General features: G+C 73.7%; 14 protein-coding genes. 11 read left to right on the top strand and 3 right to left on the bottom strand.

The annotated features are described in order from the left end of the window. Positions 1-153: 153 nt before the first annotated feature. Positions 154-1,113: a DUF3048 domain-containing protein gene (locus tag ACFYXC_RS06730; protein ID WP_389547732.1), complete on the top strand. Its 960-nt coding sequence runs from the start codon at positions 154-156 to the stop codon at positions 1,111-1,113. A gap of 70 nt (positions 1,114-1,183) precedes the next feature. On the opposite strand, the gene ACFYXC_RS06725 is transcribed toward ACFYXC_RS06730, so the two are convergent. After that, positions 1,184-1,657 carry a MarR family winged helix-turn-helix transcriptional regulator gene (locus ACFYXC_RS06725; protein ID WP_389547730.1) on the bottom strand — a complete coding sequence of 158 codons (474 nt, stop codon included), beginning with the start codon at positions 1,655-1,657 and terminating at the stop codon, positions 1,184-1,186. Between the two features lie 209 nt (positions 1,658-1,866). Here ACFYXC_RS06725 and ACFYXC_RS06720 point away from each other — a divergent pair, with 209 nt between their 5' ends. From ACFYXC_RS06720 to pcaD, 7 genes are read left to right on the top strand one after another with little or no spacing between them, the layout of a single operon-like run. Further along, positions 1,867-2,622, top strand: a complete 756-nt coding sequence (locus tag ACFYXC_RS06720) for a CoA transferase subunit A (protein WP_389547729.1) — start codon at positions 1,867-1,869, stop codon at positions 2,620-2,622. Continuing rightward, positions 2,622-3,329, top strand: a complete 708-nt coding sequence (locus ACFYXC_RS06715) for a CoA transferase subunit B (protein ID WP_389547726.1) — start codon at positions 2,622-2,624, stop codon at positions 3,327-3,329. The genes ACFYXC_RS06720 and ACFYXC_RS06715 overlap by 1 nt, the downstream gene beginning before the upstream one ends. After that, entirely contained in the window at positions 3,326-4,528 is a 1,203-nt protein-coding gene (locus ACFYXC_RS06710) for a thiolase family protein (protein ID WP_389547723.1), read from the top strand. The genes ACFYXC_RS06715 and ACFYXC_RS06710 overlap by 4 nt, the downstream gene beginning before the upstream one ends. A gap of 8 nt (positions 4,529-4,536) precedes the next feature. After that, the gene (gene pcaH / locus ACFYXC_RS06705; protein WP_389547720.1) at positions 4,537-5,337 is read left to right on the top strand and encodes a protocatechuate 3,4-dioxygenase subunit beta; all 801 of its coding nucleotides are present in this window, start codon (positions 4,537-4,539) and stop codon (positions 5,335-5,337) included. Positions 5,338-5,339: 2 nt separating this feature from the next. Next, complete coding sequence (gene pcaG, locus ACFYXC_RS06700; RefSeq protein ID WP_388905103.1) at positions 5,340-5,939, top strand: protocatechuate 3,4-dioxygenase subunit alpha; 600 nt, start codon at positions 5,340-5,342, stop codon at positions 5,937-5,939. After that, complete coding sequence (gene pcaB, locus ACFYXC_RS06695) at positions 5,936-7,294, top strand: 3-carboxy-cis,cis-muconate cycloisomerase (protein WP_389547716.1); 1,359 nt, start codon at positions 5,936-5,938, stop codon at positions 7,292-7,294. Before pcaG ends, pcaB begins: the two co-directional genes overlap by 4 nt. Continuing rightward, a complete protein-coding gene (pcaD, locus tag ACFYXC_RS06690) occupies positions 7,291-8,445 on the top strand; it encodes a 3-oxoadipate enol-lactonase (protein WP_389547713.1) in 1,155 nt (384 codons plus the stop codon). Before pcaB ends, pcaD begins: the two co-directional genes overlap by 4 nt. 231 nt (positions 8,446-8,676) lie before the next feature. Here pcaD and ACFYXC_RS06685 read toward each other — a convergent pair whose 3' ends face one another. Further along, a complete protein-coding gene (locus tag ACFYXC_RS06685; protein WP_389547711.1) occupies positions 8,677-11,349 on the bottom strand; it encodes an ATP-binding protein in 2,673 nt (890 codons plus the stop codon). Between the two features lie 221 nt (positions 11,350-11,570). On the opposite strand from ACFYXC_RS06685, the gene ACFYXC_RS06680 reads away from it, so the two are divergent. From ACFYXC_RS06680 to ACFYXC_RS06670, 3 genes are all read left to right on the top strand, one after another. Further along, a complete protein-coding gene (locus ACFYXC_RS06680; protein WP_389547709.1) occupies positions 11,571-12,935 on the top strand; it encodes an MFS transporter in 1,365 nt (454 codons plus the stop codon). A gap of 4 nt (positions 12,936-12,939) precedes the next feature. Continuing rightward, positions 12,940-14,088, top strand: a complete 1,149-nt coding sequence (locus tag ACFYXC_RS06675) for an anhydro-N-acetylmuramic acid kinase (RefSeq protein WP_389547707.1) — start codon at positions 12,940-12,942, stop codon at positions 14,086-14,088. 64 nt (positions 14,089-14,152) lie between these two features. Next, positions 14,153-15,112: a DUF2510 domain-containing protein gene (locus ACFYXC_RS06670; protein ID WP_389547704.1), complete on the top strand. Its 960-nt coding sequence runs from the start codon at positions 14,153-14,155 to the stop codon at positions 15,110-15,112. Between the two features lie 176 nt (positions 15,113-15,288). On the opposite strand, the gene ACFYXC_RS06665 is transcribed toward ACFYXC_RS06670, so the two are convergent. After that, entirely contained in the window at positions 15,289-15,912 is a 624-nt protein-coding gene (locus ACFYXC_RS06665; protein WP_388905093.1) for a TetR/AcrR family transcriptional regulator C-terminal ligand-binding domain-containing protein, read from the bottom strand. Positions 15,913-16,062 lie beyond the last annotated feature (150 nt).

Genomic DNA, 16,062 nt, shown 5'->3' with positions numbered 1-16,062 from the left:
CCCCGCCCCGCCCCACCGGGTTCCGGCCCGCACCCTGACCCGGTACCCGACCGGGCCGGGCGGCCATGGGCGTCGGTTGAACCTATGACCCGACAAACGATGAAACGGGGCACGGTGGGCTTGAGACGAACGGGGCGTACGCGACGCTCCGCCATGACGGCGGCACTGCTGGCCACCCTGCTCGTGGGGGCCGCGGCGACGGCCTGCACGGAAGGCGGATCGCCCGACGACGGACGCGGCGATCCGCCGTCCCGCACCGGCGGCACCGGCGGCGGCACTCCGGCGAGCCCGGCGCCCCGGGCCGCCTCACCGCTCGTCGTGAAGATCGACAACGTGCCGGGGGCCCGCCCCCAGACGGGCCTGGACGACGCCGACCTCGTGTACGCCGAGCAGGTGGAGGGCGGTCTCAGCCGGCTGATGGCGGTGTACGCGACCCGCCTGCCGCGGGTCGTCGGCCCGGTGCGCAGCGCGCGCGAGTCGGACCTGGAGCTGCTGCGCCAGTTCCACGACCCGACCCTCGCCTTCTCGGGTGCGCAGAGAAGGCTGCTGCCCCTGTTCGACAAGGCGCCCCTGCGGGCCGCCCCGCCGGAGAGGAGGACGGCCGCGTACTACCGGGGCACGGACAAGCCCCTGCCGCACAATCTCTATCTGCGCCCGCGGCGGCTGCTGGCGTCCGCGCCCGGGGCCGACGCGCTGACCACGGGGTTCCGGTACGGTGCCGCGCCCGCGGGAGGCACGGCCGAGACCACGCGTACGGTCCGTTTCCCGGCGGCCCGCTTCACCTTCGACTGGTCCGCTGAGCAGCGGCGCTGGCTGGTGTCGATGGACGGCGCGCCGACGGTGACCGCCGAGCGGAAGCGGGTGGCCGCCTCGACGGTCGTCGTGCAGTACGTGAAGATCCGGGCGTCCAGGTATCACGACTACCTCGGCAACAAGACGCCCTACACGGAGACCGTGGGCTCGGGCACGGCGAAGGTGCTGCGTGACGGCAGGTCCTTCGACGCCGTCTGGAAGCGTCCCCTGGCGACGGGGGGCACGGAGTTCACGACGGCGGACGGTGCGCCGATGAACTTCGCCGGGGGTCAGGTGTGGGTGGTGTTCGCGAAGGCGTGACCCTCCGCCGCGTGGGCGCGGCCGGCCACGACGCACCCCCGTGGACGGCCGACCGGGTCTCCACCGGAGCTCACCGCCGGCCGGCGATCGGCTCTCCCGGCGTCCCGGGGTTGCGGAGCCCTTCCGCCGCGTCCGCGACGCGCTGGATCAGGTCGAAGAACAGGGCCTGCTCGTCACCGGAGAGCGGGGCCAGGAAGACCTGGTTCATCCGGGCCGTCCGCACCGTCAGCTTGCGGTGGACGCGCAGGCCGTCGTCCGTGAGGCGCAGCAGGAAGCGGCGGCCGTCCTCGGGGTCGCGGACCTTGTCCAGGAGGGCGCGGCGGCCGAGCCGGCTGATGACCTCCGCGATGGTGGACCGGTCGAGGCCCACCCGCTCCCCCACCGTGCGCTGGTCGAGACCGGGCTCGGCGACGAGCGCGTTCAGGACCGCGAACTGCGGCGAGGTGATCTCCTCGGAGACCATCGTGTTCCACAGCAGGTAGTGCGCCTGCTGCAGCCGCCGGGCCAGGTGCCCGGGGTGGCTGGAGAGGTCCACCGCGGCCATGTGCGCTCCTTGTTCGTCGGTGCACTGAACGATACCGGGGAGCTGACCTCCCTGTCCCGTTTCCGGGACCGAGCACCTGAGCTGGCGGTATCGGGAGGGTCTTGACGACGCACGGCCGGAATGGCAGCGTGTGGGGAACCTCGCGGAAATACTCAGTGCCCTGACTAATTTGGAGCCGCGGGACGCTCGGGAAAGAGAGGGCTGCGCAGATGGACAAGGTGGTCTCCACCGCCGCCGAGGCGGTGGCCGACGTGTCCGACGGGGCGACACTCGCCGTCGGCGGTTTCGGCCTCGTCGGTGTGCCGAACGTGACGATCCAGGCGCTGTACGAGCGCGGGGTCACCGGCCTCGGCGTGGTGTCCAACAACTGCGGGGCGATGGAGTCCGGCCTGGCGGTCCTGCTGGCGGCGGGCCGCATCGCTCGCGTCACCGGTTCGTACATCGGGGCGAACAAGGAGTTCGCGCGGCAGTACCTGGGCGGGGAGCTGGAGGTCGAGATGATCCCGCAGGGCACCCTGGCCGAGCGGCTGCGGGCCGGCGGCGCCGGCATCCCCGCCTTCTACACGCCGGCCGGGGTCGGCACCCAGGTCGCCGACGGCGGGCTGCCCTGGCGCTACGACGGCGGCGGCGGCGTCGCACTGGCCTCGCCGCCCAAGGAGGTACGGGACTTCGACGGCACCCCGTACGTGCTGGAGCGCGGCATCCGCACCGACTTCGCCCTGGTCCGCGCGGCGAAGGGCGACCGGCACGGGAACCTCGTCTTCAACAAGTCCGCCCGTAACTTCAACCCCCTCGCGGCGATGGCGGGCCGGGTGACGATCGCCGAGGTGGAGGAACTGGTCGAGCCGGGCGCGATCGACCCGGACGCGGTGCACGTGCCGGGCATCTTCGTGCAGCGGGTCGTCGTCCTCACCCCGGAGCAGGCGGCGGACAAGAAGATCGAACAGCGGGCGGTGAGCAGCTGATGGCCTGGACGCGTCAACAGATGGCCGCGCGGGCCGCGAGCGAACTGCGGGACGGCCAGTACGTGAACCTCGGCATCGGGCTGCCGACGCTGATCCCCAATCACCTCCCGCCGGGCGTGGAGGTGATCCTGGAGTCCGAGAACGGCATCCTGGGCACCGGCCCGTACCCGACCGAGGACCAGGTGGACCCGGACCTCGTCAACGCGGGCAAGGAGACCGTCACGGTCCTGCCCGGCGCCTCCTACTTCGACTCCGCGCTGTCCTTCTCGATGATCCGCGGCGGGCACATCGACGTCGCCGTCCTCGGCGCGATGCAGGTCTCCGCGGGCGGGGACCTCGCGAACTGGGCCGTGCCCGGCAAGATGATCACCGGGATCGGCGGGGCCATGGACCTGGTGCACGGCGCCCGTACCGTGATCGTGGTGATGACCCACACCGCCAAGGACGGGTCGCCGAAGATCCTGGAGACGTGCACGCTGCCGCTGACCGGCAAGGCATGTGTCGACCGCGTCATCACCGACCTCGGCGTCCTGGACGTCACCGGCGGCGGCCTGGTACTCGTCGAGACGGCACTGGGTGTCACGGCCGAGGAGATCGTGGCGAGGACCGCCGCCGAGGTCCGTGTCGCCGAAGAGCTCACCGAGGAACCCACCGAGGCAGCCGGCATGGCACTCGCCGAGCCACTCACCGAGGAGAAGCAGTCGTGAAGGACGTCTACATCGTCGACGCCGTCCGTACCCCGTTCGGCAAGTACAACGGCGCTCTCGCCAGCGTCCGCCCGGACGACCTGGCCGCCCACGCCCTGCGCGAACTGCTCGCCCGGACACCGGAGCTGGACCCGGCCCGGATCGACGACGTCTACTTCGGCAACGCGAACGGCGCCGGCGAGGAGAACCGCAACGTCGCCCGCATGGCCGCCCTGCTCGCCGGCCTGCCCACCTCCGTACCGGGCGTGAGCGTCAACCGGTTGTGCGCGTCCGGCCTGGAGGCCGTCGTCCAGGCCGCCCGCGCCATCGCGGTCGGCGACGCCTCGGTCGCCCTCGCCGGCGGTGTCGAGTCGATGACCCGCGCCCCCTACGTCCTGCCGAAGAACGACCGGCCCTTCCCCGCCGGGCACACCGAGCTGTACTCCACGACCCTCGGCTGGCGCATGGTCAACCCGAGGATGGACCCGCAGTGGACCGTCCCGCTCGGCGAGTCCGCCGAACTCATCGCGGACAAGCACAAGATCAGCCGCGAGCAGCAGGACGAGTTCGCCCTGGCCAGCCACCGCAAGGCGGCCGCCGCCCAGGCCGCGGGCCTGTTCGACGCCGAGCTCGCCCCGGTCGCCGTTCCGCAGCGCAAGGGCGACCCGCTGTCCTTCGCCGCCGACGAATGCGTACGCGCCGACGCCTCCCTCCCCGCGATGGCCCGGCTCAAGCCGTCGTTCCGCACCGAGGCCGGCACGGTCACCGCGGGCAACGCCTCGCCGCTCAACGACGGCGCGGCGGCCCTGCTCCTGGTCGACGAGGAGGGCCTGGCCACCACGGGCCGCGAGCCGCTCGCCCGGGTGTCCGCCTCCGGTGTCTCCGCGCTCGACCCCGACTACTTCGGACTCGCCCCCGTGGAGGCCGTCAACCGCGCGCTCGCCAAGGCGGGCAGGTCCTTCGACGACCTGTCGGCCCTCGAACTGAACGAGGCGTTCGCCGCCCAGGTGCTCGGCTGTGTCGCCGAGTGGCCCGAGTTCGACCCGGCCGTCCTCAATCCGCAGGGCGGGGCCATCGCGCTGGGCCACCCCCTCGGCGCCTCCGGTGCCCGCCTCGCCGGGACCGTCGCCCACCAGCTCGCCCGCAAGGGATCAGGAGTCGGCGTCGCCACCCTGTGCATCGGCGTCGGCCAGGGCCTCGCCCTCGTCCTGGAGCGTTAGGAACCCTCATGGCTCGCACCCCGTCCCCCGCCCCCGCTGCGTCGCCCGCGCAGTCGGACATCGACGTCGAGATCAGGGACCAGCAGGACGCGTACGACAAGGCGGTCGCCGGCGGCGCCCCGGTCCTGCACCATCCGCGGCGCGACTACGCCCCGTACCGCAGCTCCCTGCTGCGCCACCCGAAACAGCCGCTGGTCGCCGTGAGCGGCGGCGACCCGGAGGCCGTCGAGCTGTCGGGGCCGGTGTTCGGCGTCACCGACATCACCGAGCACGACAGCGACCTGACCATCCAGCACCGGGGCGAGCCGATCGGCGAGCGGATGACCGTCTCGGGCCGGCTGCTCGACCGCGCCGGCCGCCCCGTGCGCGGCCAGCTCGTCGAGATATGGCAGGCCAACGCCGCCGGCCGGTACGCCCATCTGCGCGAGCAGCACCCGGCGCCGCTCGACCCCCACTTCACCGGTGTGGGCCGGACGCTGACGGATGATCAGGGCCGTTACTCGTTCACCACGATCAAGCCGGGCCCCTACCCCTGGGGCAACCACACCAACGCGTGGCGGCCCGCGCACATCCACTTCTCGGTCTTCGGCACGGCGTTCACCCAGCGGCTCGTGACGCAGATGTACTTCCCGAGCGACCCGCTGTTCCGGTACGACCCGATCCTCCGGTCCGTCACGGACGAGGCGGCCCGCGACCGGCTGATCGCCACCTACGACCACGACCTGTCGCGACCCGGGTTCTCGATGGGCTACGCCTGGGACATCGTCCTCGACGGTCCCTCCGCCACCTGGATCGAGGAAGGCCGTTGAGCATGGCCGAGCAGCTGCTCCCCACCCCGTCCCACACCATCGGCCCGTTCTACGGGCACGCGCTCCCCTTTCCCGACGGGGACCGGATCGCCCCCGCCGGCCACCCCGACGCCATCACCCTGCACGGGTACGTGTTCGACGGGGCGGGCACACCGGTCCCCGACGCCCTGCTCGACTTCTGGCAGGCCGCCCCCGACGGCTCGCTGACGGGCGCCCCCGGCTCGATGCGCCGCGATCCGTCGACCGGGGGTTTCCTCGGCCGCAACGGCGTCGACTTCACGGGCTACGGGCGGGTTCCCACGGACGCCGACGGGCACTACGCGCTCCACACGCTGCCGCCCGGCAACCCCGGACCGCCCTACATCAGCGTGTGCGTGTTCGCGCGCGGGCTGACGCACCACCTCTTCACCCGCGCGTACCTCGCCGACGGGGCGGACCCGCTGCTGGACTCGCTGCCCGCCGGGCGGCGCGCCACGCTGATCGCGACCGGGGACGCGGCGCGGGGTGCGGCGGGGCACGCGGCCGGGGGCACGAACCGGACGTACCGTTTCGACATCCGCCTTCAGGGCGAGGGCGAGACGGTCTTCCTGGAGTTCCAGTGACAGCAGACGACGCCGGCGACACCGCCGGGCCCGGCGGATCCGACACCGGGCTTCTCGCGCCCGGGCGGGTGGGGTCCCCGGCCGAGGCCGCGACGGGGGACTTCGCCTTCCTCACGGCGCTCCTCGACGCGGAGGCGGCTCTCACCCGGGCGCAGGCATCGCTGGGCCTCGCCCCGGCCGAGGCCGCCGATGCCGTCACCGCCGCGGCCGACCCGGCCCGTTTCGACCTCCATACGCTCGCGTCGCGCGCACGGGCCGGCGGCAACCCGGTGATCCCGCTGGTCGCCGACCTCGGCACGGCGGTCGGCGCCGGACACGCGGCCTTCGTCCACCGAGGCGCGACCAGCCAGGACATCATGGACACCGCCACCATGCTGGTCGCGGTACGGACGCTGGACCCGATCCTGGCCGACCTCGCCCGCACGCAGAGCGCGCTGGCCCGCCTCGCCCGCGTACACCGGGACACGGTCATGCCGGGGCGGACGCTCACCCAGCACGCCGTACCGACCACCTTCGGTCTGAAGGCGGCGGGCTGGCGTTCGCTGGTGCTGGACGCCAGGGACCGCCTCCAGCACCTGCGGGACAACCTGCCGGCGCAACTCGGAGGCGCCGCGGGCACGCTGGCGGCCCTCGTCGCGTACGGCGCCTCGGACCCGGAGGCACTCGTCGAGGCGTACGCGCGTGAACTGGGCCTCGCCGCACCGGTGTTGCCCTGGCACACGCTCCGGGCACCGGTCGCCGACCTGGCCGGGGCCCTCGCCTTCACCGCGGGTGCCCTCGGCAAGACGGCCGCGGACGTGCTCACCCTCTCCCGTACGGAGATCCGGGAGCTGAGCGAGGGCTCGGGCGGCGGGTCCTCCGCCATGCCCCACAAGGCGAACCCGGTGCGTGCCACGCTGATCGCCGCCGCGGCCCGCCGGGCACCGCAGCTCGCGGCCACGCTGTACGGGTCCATGGCGGCCGAGGACGAACGGCCCGCCGGCGCCTGGCACGCCGAGTGGGAGCCCCTGCGTGACCTGCTCCGGCTGGTCGGCGGGGCGGCGCGGGACGCGGCCGAACTGACCGGGGGCCTGCGGGTCCACGCCGATACGATGCGCGCCCATCTGGACCTCACGCACGGTCTGATCGTCTCCGAGCGGCTGTCCGCGGAGCTCGCGCCGGTGCTCGGGCGGGCCCGCGCGAAGGAACTGCTCACCGGGGCCGCCCGGCGGGCCACCGCGGAGGACCGGCCGCTCGGGGAACTCCTCGCCGAGGAACCCGAGTTGACGGATCTCGACCTGACCGCTCTGACCGATCCGACCCGGTACACCGGCTCCGCGGGAGCCCTCACCGACCGCGCCCTGGAGCGACGTTGACCAGTTCGACCGACCGAACCGCCCCGGCCGACGGCACGCTGCTGCACCACCGTGCCGAGGGGGCCGCCTCCGCTCCCCCGCTGCTGCTCGGACCCTCCCTCGGCACGTCGACGGCTCTGTGGGACGGGGTCGCGCCCGAACTCTCCGCCTCCCACCGGGTCGTGCGCTGGGACCTGCCGGGGCACGGGCGCTCCCCCGCCGGGCTGATCGGGCCGGGCGCGACCGTCGCCGATCTCGCCGCGCTCGTGCTGGCGCTCGCCGACTCCCTCGGCATCGACCGGTTCTCGTACGGCGGTGTCTCGCTCGGCGGCGCGGTCGGGCTGCATCTCGCGGTCCACCACCCGGACCGGGTGGCGAAGCTCGCCGTGCTCTGCTCCTCGGCGCACTTCAACGGCGCGCAGCCGTGGGAGGAGCGGGCCGCGCTCGTCCGGGCCGAGGGACTCGGCACGCTGGCCGAGAGCGCCGGTGCCCGGTGGTTCACGCCCGGCTTCACCGTCCCGCGGCTGGTCGAGGACCAGCGGACGGCCGACCCCGACGCGTACGCGGCGTGCTGTGACGCGCTGGCCGCGTTCGATCTGCGGGCGTCGCTGCCGCGCATCGGCGCGCCGACGCTGCTCGTCGCCGGGCGCGAGGATCCGGCGACGCCGCCCGCGCATCTGCGGGAGATCGCCGACGCGGTGCCCGGGGCCGGGCTGGTGGAGATCCCGGGTGCTTCCCACCTGGCGCCTGCCGAGCGGCCGCGGGCCGTGCTCAGCGCGTTGCGGGCGCACTTCGACGGGGACGTCAAGCGGGGGATGGCGGTGCGGCGGGAGGTGCTCGGTGACGAGCACGTGGATGCGGCGCAGGCGCGGCAGTCCGCGTTCACCTCGCGGTTCCAGGACTTCATCTCGCGGTACGCGTGGGGGGAGATCTGGACGGACGAGACGCTGGCGCGGCGGGAACGCAGCATGATCACGATGACCGCGCTCGTGGCGCACGGTCACTATGACGAGCTGGCGATGCATGTCCGTGCGGCGCGGCGCAACGGGTTGACTCCGGAGGAGATCGGGGCGGTTCTGCTGCAGACGGCGGTGTACTGCGGGGTGCCTGCGGCGAATTCCGCGTTCGCGGTGGCGCAGCGGGTGTTGGCCGCGGAGCGGCCCGGCTCTTAGGCGGGGTGCGCCTCCGGCGGGGATCGGGTGTGTGTTTGGGTGCGGGTGCGTCGTGGTTGCTCGCGCCGTTCCCCGCGCCCCTTACGGGCGCGCCCCGTGCGGGTTTCGTTCTGGGTGCGGGTGCGTCGTGGTTGCGCGCGCCGTTCCCCGCGCCCCTTACGGGCGCGTCCCGTGCGGGTTTGGTTCTGGGTGCGGGTGCGTTGGGGTTGGGCGTGCCGTTCCCCGCGTTCCTTACGGGGCTGTTGTGTTGGTCAGGGCCTCTTGGGCCCGGGCTGCCAGGGTGTCCGCGCCGCAGGAGCGGGCCAGGGTCAGGCCGCGGGTGATCTCCGTGGTGGAGCGGGACGCGATGCCGTACTCGACGCGGGCCGCCGCGTGTTCGTAGGCGCAGGGGGACGCCTCCAGGTACGTGACCGCCTGGGCGTACAGCGCAACCGAGCGCTGGCCGGTCTCCAGGGCGGCAGCGCACCGCAGGGCCTCGCCGATGGCCGTGTCGGTGCCGAAGCGCTCGGCCTGGACACGGGCGTCGGCGGCCACCTCCGCGGCGCGCCGCGGGTCCTCCGCGGCGAGGGCCCGGGCCAGTTCGCCCGCCCAGGGCGCCATCACGGTGTTGTGTCCGCCGCGGGACTCGGACATCTTCTCGGCGGTCTCCAGCTCGTTCACGCCCTCCTCGACGCGGCCGGTGGCGATGAGCAGCCGGCCCCGTATCGAGTGGGTGTCCGGCAGGACGATCGTGGACGGGTGGGGCGGCTCGAAGGAGTACCGCTCGGCGATCTCCTCGGCCGCTCCGACATGGCCGCGGGCGAGGAGCGTGTCGATGAGCATGCACGCCGCCGACCAGTGCATCGGCAGCCCGTGGCCCACCCGGTCGGCGAGCCGCAGCGCCTCGCGCAGGGATTCCTCCGCGTCTCTCAGGCGGCCCCGCCTGCGCAGCACGTACCCGCCGAAGGCGTGCGAGAGGGCCAGGTGGCCGCCGCTCCAGCCGGCCGACTCGTACGTCCGCTGGGCCTGGGTGAAGAGGCTCTCGGCACGGTCGAGCCGGTCCGCGTACGTGTACGAGATGCCGAGCATCATCAGGAGCTCGAAGCTCCACTCGGTGTCGGTCCAGCCGAGGCCCGGCGCGAGGCGGCCGTTGACGAGCGCGCGGTCGCAGAGTTCGGCGACCTCCTCGGCGTTCTCCCCGCGGGTCATGGCGTCGAAGGCGCGCAGGATGAGCAGGGCGCGCTCGGAGTTGTCGCGGCCGGTGAGCGGCTTCACGAGCTCGGCCAGCCGGCGGGAGCGGCCGGGCGCGTCCTCCTCGCCGGCGTGGATGCCCTCCCACATGTAGTGCACGGCCTGCAGCCGCATCCGGGCGGGACCGGGCTCCAGCCGGGCGGCCTCCGCGTCGACCGTGGCGACGGCCTCCTCCAGCTGGTCGTTGTGGACGAGCGCCGAGGACAGCCGGCAGACCGCGTCGACGCGCAGTTCCTCCTCGAGGCCGTGCACCGTGAGCGCCTGACGCAGATAGGCGATCGTGGTCGCGGGCGAGGTGAGGAGCGTGGCGCAGCCCAGTTCGTAGAGCACGCGCGCGTGGACCTCCGGGAGCGGCGGTTCCAGCAGGGCGCGCTCCAGACACCGGCGGGCCGCGTCCGGGGCGCCGACGGCGAGGTGCTCGCGGGCGGCCTCGCGCATCTGCTCGACCAGCTCGGGGTCGTCGTCGGGATGGACCTCCAGCAGGTGGCGGGAGGCCGCGGCGGCGCCGAGCCCCGACGCGGTGACGACCGAGGCGGCCACGCCGTGCATGGCGGTGCGCAACGCGTCCGGGATCGAGCGGTAGACGGCGGTGGCGATGAGCGGGTGGACGAACTCCAGCTCCCCGTCGGTCAGGTGGCCGGACGTCCGGTCGGTTCCGGTGAGGATGCGGGCCACGCTCAGTCGTGCCGCGCAGCGCTCCGCCTCCTCCCGTGGCATGCCGGCCAGTTCGGCGGCGAGGTCCACGGAGATCTGCGTACCGAGGATGGCGGCCGCCCAGGCGAACTTCGTGGCGTCGACCCCGAGGCCCTCCAGCCGGTCGACCAGTCCGCGGCCGCGTGCCGAGCGGTTCAGTGCGCGCAGTTCGGAGGCCGAGTCCTCGACGGGTTCGAGTTCGGTGTCCAGGACCTTGGCGAGGAGTTCCACGCTGTCGTAGGGGTTGCCGCCGGTGACCGCCCAGACCTCGCGGCAGAACGGGGCGTCGGCGTGCTCGCCGAGCGTGGCCCGGGTGAGTCCGGCCGTGGCCTCCGGGGTCAGTGCGCGCAGGCCGGGCATGGGGCGGGCCAGCGCGCCGATCGCGTCGAGGTACCGGGCGCTCTCGCCGGTGGCGTCCCCGGGGCGCCGGGCGACCACGACGAGGACGGGCAGGTCGTCGAGGCGTTCGGCGAAGGCCGCCAGCCAGTGCAGGGTCTCCTGGTCGGCCCAGTGGGCGTCGTCGATGATCAGCACCAGGGGCCATTCGCGCCGGGCGAGCCTGCGCACGGCGGCGACCAGACCGTCGCACACGCCCTGCGGGTCGGCCTGGCGCGCGCCCGGCTCGGCGATCCCGAGTGCGGGCCCGGCGATGTCGTACCAGTCGCCGAAGTACTCGCGCGCCTCGTCCGGCATCAGCGCCACGAGGGCGGGCTGCAGCAACTGCCGTACGACGTTGAACGGAACGGACGTGATGGTCTCGCCGCCACGGGCCGACCAGACCGTGCAGCGGTCCTCCGCGACGGCGCGTACCCGGGCGAGCAGCGCGGTCTTGCCGAGGCCCGCCTCGCCGGTGAACACGAGCAGACTGCCCGCGGCGGAGCCGGCGCACAGGGCGTCGACGGCCTCCCCGACCACGGCGAGTTCCGCTTCGCGCTCCCAGAGCGGTGCCGAGGCGGCCGTGTCCGGCCGTGCCTCCGTCATCCCGCTACCTCCCCAGGTCGCCCGAACGGCGTACAGACTTCGAGCCTAGTCCTCCGGAAGGCTCGATGGAGCCTGGTCGGGACACCTGTTGCCGTCAGGGGTGACGGGGAGAACCGGAGTCGACGGACCGTGCGGCCGGCCGCAGACCGGCGGTCCTTGACCGGCGAAGGCGGCGAACCGAAACTGACGTCCACCGGCGTCACGAGGGCGGGAGGAACGGTATGGGCTCCCCGGCGCCCGGCCCCGGCCTGCGAGGCGGTGGGCCGGAGCGTTCCCGCAGGGCGCTCGTCGCGGGGTCGGTCGGCAACTTCATCGAGTGGTACGAGTTCGGTGTCTACGGCTACTTCGCCACGGTCATCGCGGCCCGCTTCTTCACGCCGGAGGGCGGCAGTGAGGTGGAGGCGCTGGTCAGGACGTACGCGTCGTTCGCGCTCGCGTTCTTCTTCCGGCCCGTCGGCGCCGCGCTGTTCGGCCGGCTCGGCGACCGCGTCGGCCGCCGGCCCGTGCTGATCCTGGTCATCGCCCTGATGACGGCCGCCACGACCCTGATCGGCGCGCTTCCCACGTACGACACGGTGGGCGCCCTGGCCCCCTGGCTGCTCACCTTCCTCCGGGTGCTGCAAGGGCTGTCCGCGGGCGGGGAGTTCGGCGGGGCGGTGTCGGTGATGACGGAGTTCGCGCCACCGGACAGGCGGGGGCTGTACGGGTCGTGGCAGTCGTTCACGGTGGCGCTGGGTCTGCTGGGCGGGGCGGGAGCGGCGGCGCTGCTGGCGACCGTGCTCACCGGGGCGCAGCTGAACTCCTGGGGCTGGCGGCTGCCGTTCCTGCTGACGCTGCCGATGGGGCTCGGGGCGCTGTGGCTGCGGCTGCGCCTCGATGAGACACCGTCGTTCCAGGCGCTGCGGGCGCGCCGGGCCGAGCAGGCGGACGCGGGCGCCGGCGGGGAGGAGCGGCACCCCGACCGGCCGCCGGGGCGTGCGGTGGCGCGGGCCATCGCGCTGGGCGCGGGACGCGTCATGGGCTGGGCCGCCGCCGGTTACACCTTCCTCGTCGTGCTTCCCTCCTATCTGCAGAGCTCGCTGAACGCCACCTTCCAGCAGGCGCTGGTGGCCACGGTCCTCGCCAATCTTGGCTTCGCGGTCACGATCCTCCCGGCGGGGCTGCTGAGCGACCGGATCGGGCGGCGGCCGGTGATGCTGGCGGGCGCGCTGCTGGTCACCGTGCTCGCCGTCCCGCTGCTCGACCTGCTGCAGGACGCCGGTACGTCGCACCTGCTGAAGGGCGCCGCGGTGTTCGCCGCGGGGGCGGTGGTGGGTCTGATGGCCGGGCCGGGCCCCGCGATGCTCTCGGAGATGTTCCCGACGAGCGTCCGCCACACGGGCCTGGGACTCGCCTACGCCCTGTCCAACGCCGTGTTCTCGGGGTGCGCGGGGCTGATCATCACGGAGACGGTCGAACGGACGGGCAGCGTGGACATTCCGGCGTACTACGCGGCGGCCACCTGCGCGGTGAGCGCGCTCGCCCTCCTGACGCTCCGTGAGGAACGGACGCCGGGGGCCACCCGGCGCGCACAGGTGGGGAGTTGATCCGGTGCGGGTGATCGGTCTGATGTCCGGCACGTCGTACGACGCGATCGACGCGGCGGCGGCCGACCTGCGCTTCGACGGGGACACCCTGGTGCTGCGGCCACTCGGCATGATCGGCGAGCCCTACCCGGCGGAACTGCGCGAGGCACTCGCGGCGGCGCTGCCTCCGGCGGGCACGACCCTCGCCGAGGTGTGCCGCCTCGACACGCTCGTCGGGCTGGCCTTCGCCGGGGCGGCGGTCCGTGCCCGGGCCGAACTCTGCGGAGGGTCGGCCGAGTTGATCGCCTCGCACGGTCAGACCGTCTTCCACTGGACCGACCGGGGCCGGGCGCGCGGCACCCTGCAGATCGGCCGGCCGGCCTGGATCGCGGAGGAGACAGGACTGCCGGTGGTCGCCGACTTCCGGCCGCGGGACATCGCCGCGGGCGGCCAGGGCGCGCCCCTGGTGAGCCTGGTCGACCTGCTGTGGCTGCGCGGGAGGCCGGGCACGCCTCTCGCGCTGAACCTCGGTGGCATCGCCAACGTCACCGCGCCCGACGGCATCGCCTTCGACACCGGCCCGGGGAACGCGCTCATCGACGCGGCCGTGCGCCACCGCACCGGCCGCGCCTTCGACGCCGGCGGCGGCCTGGCCGCCCGGGGGACGGTGCACGGGCCGCTGCTGCGGCGTCTGCTGGCCGAGCCGTACTACGCGCGGCCCGCGCCCAAGACGACCGGCAAGGAACTGTTCCACGAGGGCCATCTCCTCGCGGCACTGGCGGACTGCGCCGACCTGAGCGACGCGGACGTGGTCGCGACGCTCACCCGGCTCACCGCGCGGACGGTGGCGGACGCGGTCCGTCCCCTGCGTGCCACCGAGGTGATCGTCTCGGGCGGCGGGACGCGCAATCCCGTCCTCATGGCGATGCTGGACGCGGAGCTGCCGGGTGTGCCGCTCCGGCTCTCCGACGGCCTCGGGCTGCCCGCGGCGGCCAAGGAGGCGTACGCCTTCGCCGTCCTCGGGTTCCTGACGCTGCACGGACTTCCGGGCACCGACCCGCGCAGCACCGGCGCCCGGCACGCCAGTGTGCTCGGCTCGCTCACGCCGGGGCGGAGCGGATTTCCGCCGCTGCCCGCGGGGGCGGGCCGGCCGGTGCGCCTGGTGGTCGAGTGATCCGAGGGGGACGGAACCGGGGTCCTCTCATCCGGCTTTCACCCACGCCTCATACGGTGGACCCATGACGCAGGCGACTCCCCCCGGCTGGTATCCCGACCCCGGGCAGACAAGTGACGGTCCCGCCACGCAGCGCTGGTGGGACGGCAGGACATGGACGGACCAGACCCGCCCCGCGGACTCGGCCGCCGCATGGGGTCCCCCGGCGTACGCGCCGGGCGCACCCTATGCGGGTCCGGCGCCGGGCGGGCCGCGGCGCGGAGTGCGCACGGCGATAGCCGTGGCCGCCGCCATCGCGGTGCTGGCGGGCATCGGTGGCGGCGTGTACGCGCTCACCGCCGACGACGACACGGGCGGCGGTGCGCGGAGCGACGCCCGGCCGACACCGACGCAGCCGGGCGGCCCGCAGGGGCAGGACGGCGGCGGCCAGGGTGGACCCGGCGGCCAGGACGGCGGCGAGAGCGCGATCCCGCAGCCTCAGCAGACCGAGGAGGGGTTCGCCGCCGACCCCGTCAACGGCATCAGCCTTCCGGTGCCCGACGACTGGAGCGGTTCGACCATCCAGGTGGGCGCCCAGGTGACGTCCGAGGACTCCTACAAGTGCCCGGGCGACACCTCGGCGACCTGCACCCGCGGCGGCGCGTACTCCGCCCCCGCGCTCGCGCTGGAGCTGAAGGCCACCACCGCGGAGGCCGCCGCGAAGGAGGACATCGCCAAGAACGCCGAGGAGTCCTACGGCGGCAAGAGCTACGGCGGGATCACCTCGCACGACGAGCTCTCCTCCAAGGCGGTGACCGTGGCCGGGCAGAAGGGCTACGCGGTCCGCTGGAAGGTCGTCACGAGCAAGGGCGCCGACGGCTACGTCGAGTCGCTGGTCTTCCCGGCGCCGGCCGACGCCGAGCGGCTCGTGGTGGTGCGCTTCGGCCTCGACGTCGGGGCGGGGGCGCCGAAGCAGTCCGTGATCGACGACATCACGAAGGGCATCAAGGAGTCCGGCGGCGGGGGCAACGGCCAGAACGTGTAGCTCGTACGGGGCGTGCGGGCCGTGCGGGTCATGGTCCCGGCGCACAGCCGGCCGGGTGGGGCGCCTCTCCGCTCAAGAGGTACCCCACTCGGCCGGGGGGTGCGCGCCGCCCCCGTCCCCACGGTGCGGCGCGATCAGGTCACCGTCCAGTCATCCCGTGGACGGCGGCCTGAGTCTCAGGTGGGTCCCGACAGCCCGAGGGCGGGCAGCAGGACCGCTTCCACGTAGCGCAGGAGGTAGTCCGCGTCGGCGGGTCGCCCCTCCAGGATGGGACGGACGCGGAGCACGCCGAGCAACTGCGCCGGTACGAACTCCAGCACGGGATGGTCCGCCGCGATCTCTCCCCGCTCGACAGCGCGCCCGATCATCTCCCGCAGCGCGTCCAGTTCGGGTTCGACCAGGGCGTCGCGCAGCGCGCGCTTCAGTTCCTCGTCCTGCATCACGGACTGCCCGAGCGCCTGCATGAGCTGGGTGTCCTCGTCGGACCGCTCGCCCGCCGTCCGGGCGACCGCGCGCAGGTCTCCGGCGAGCGAGCCGGTGTCGATACCGATGAACTTGGGGCAGTGGTTGGCCCGCAGCGCCGCCGCCACGAACTGCGGCTTCGTCTTCCACTGCCGGTAGAGCGTGGACTTGCTGCACCGGGTGCTGGCGGCGACGCCCTCCATGGTCAGAGCGTCGTAGCCGCATGCGCGGACCTGGTCGAGCACGGCGTCGAAGAACTCCTGCTCACGCTCGGGCGTGATCTTGGAGCGGCGCGAGGGTGCGACCGTCTCCGGTCCCTCCGCTGCCTGCGACGTCATGGCGTTTTCCCCTCACTCGTCCCGACGCTATCGATACGCCAGTGTACCGGAACGCCATCGTATCGGTACACTGGCGTATCGATGAGCCTTGGACAGGACCCACCCCTGTGTCGAGTGGATCCCCTCCTGGGCTCACCACGCATCAGCAGC

The organism is Streptomyces sp. NPDC002701 (assembly GCF_042889045.1).
Taxonomy (GTDB): Bacteria; Actinomycetota; Actinomycetes; order Streptomycetales; family Streptomycetaceae; genus Streptomyces.
This window is presented reverse-complemented; position numbering and strand designations above follow the sequence as displayed.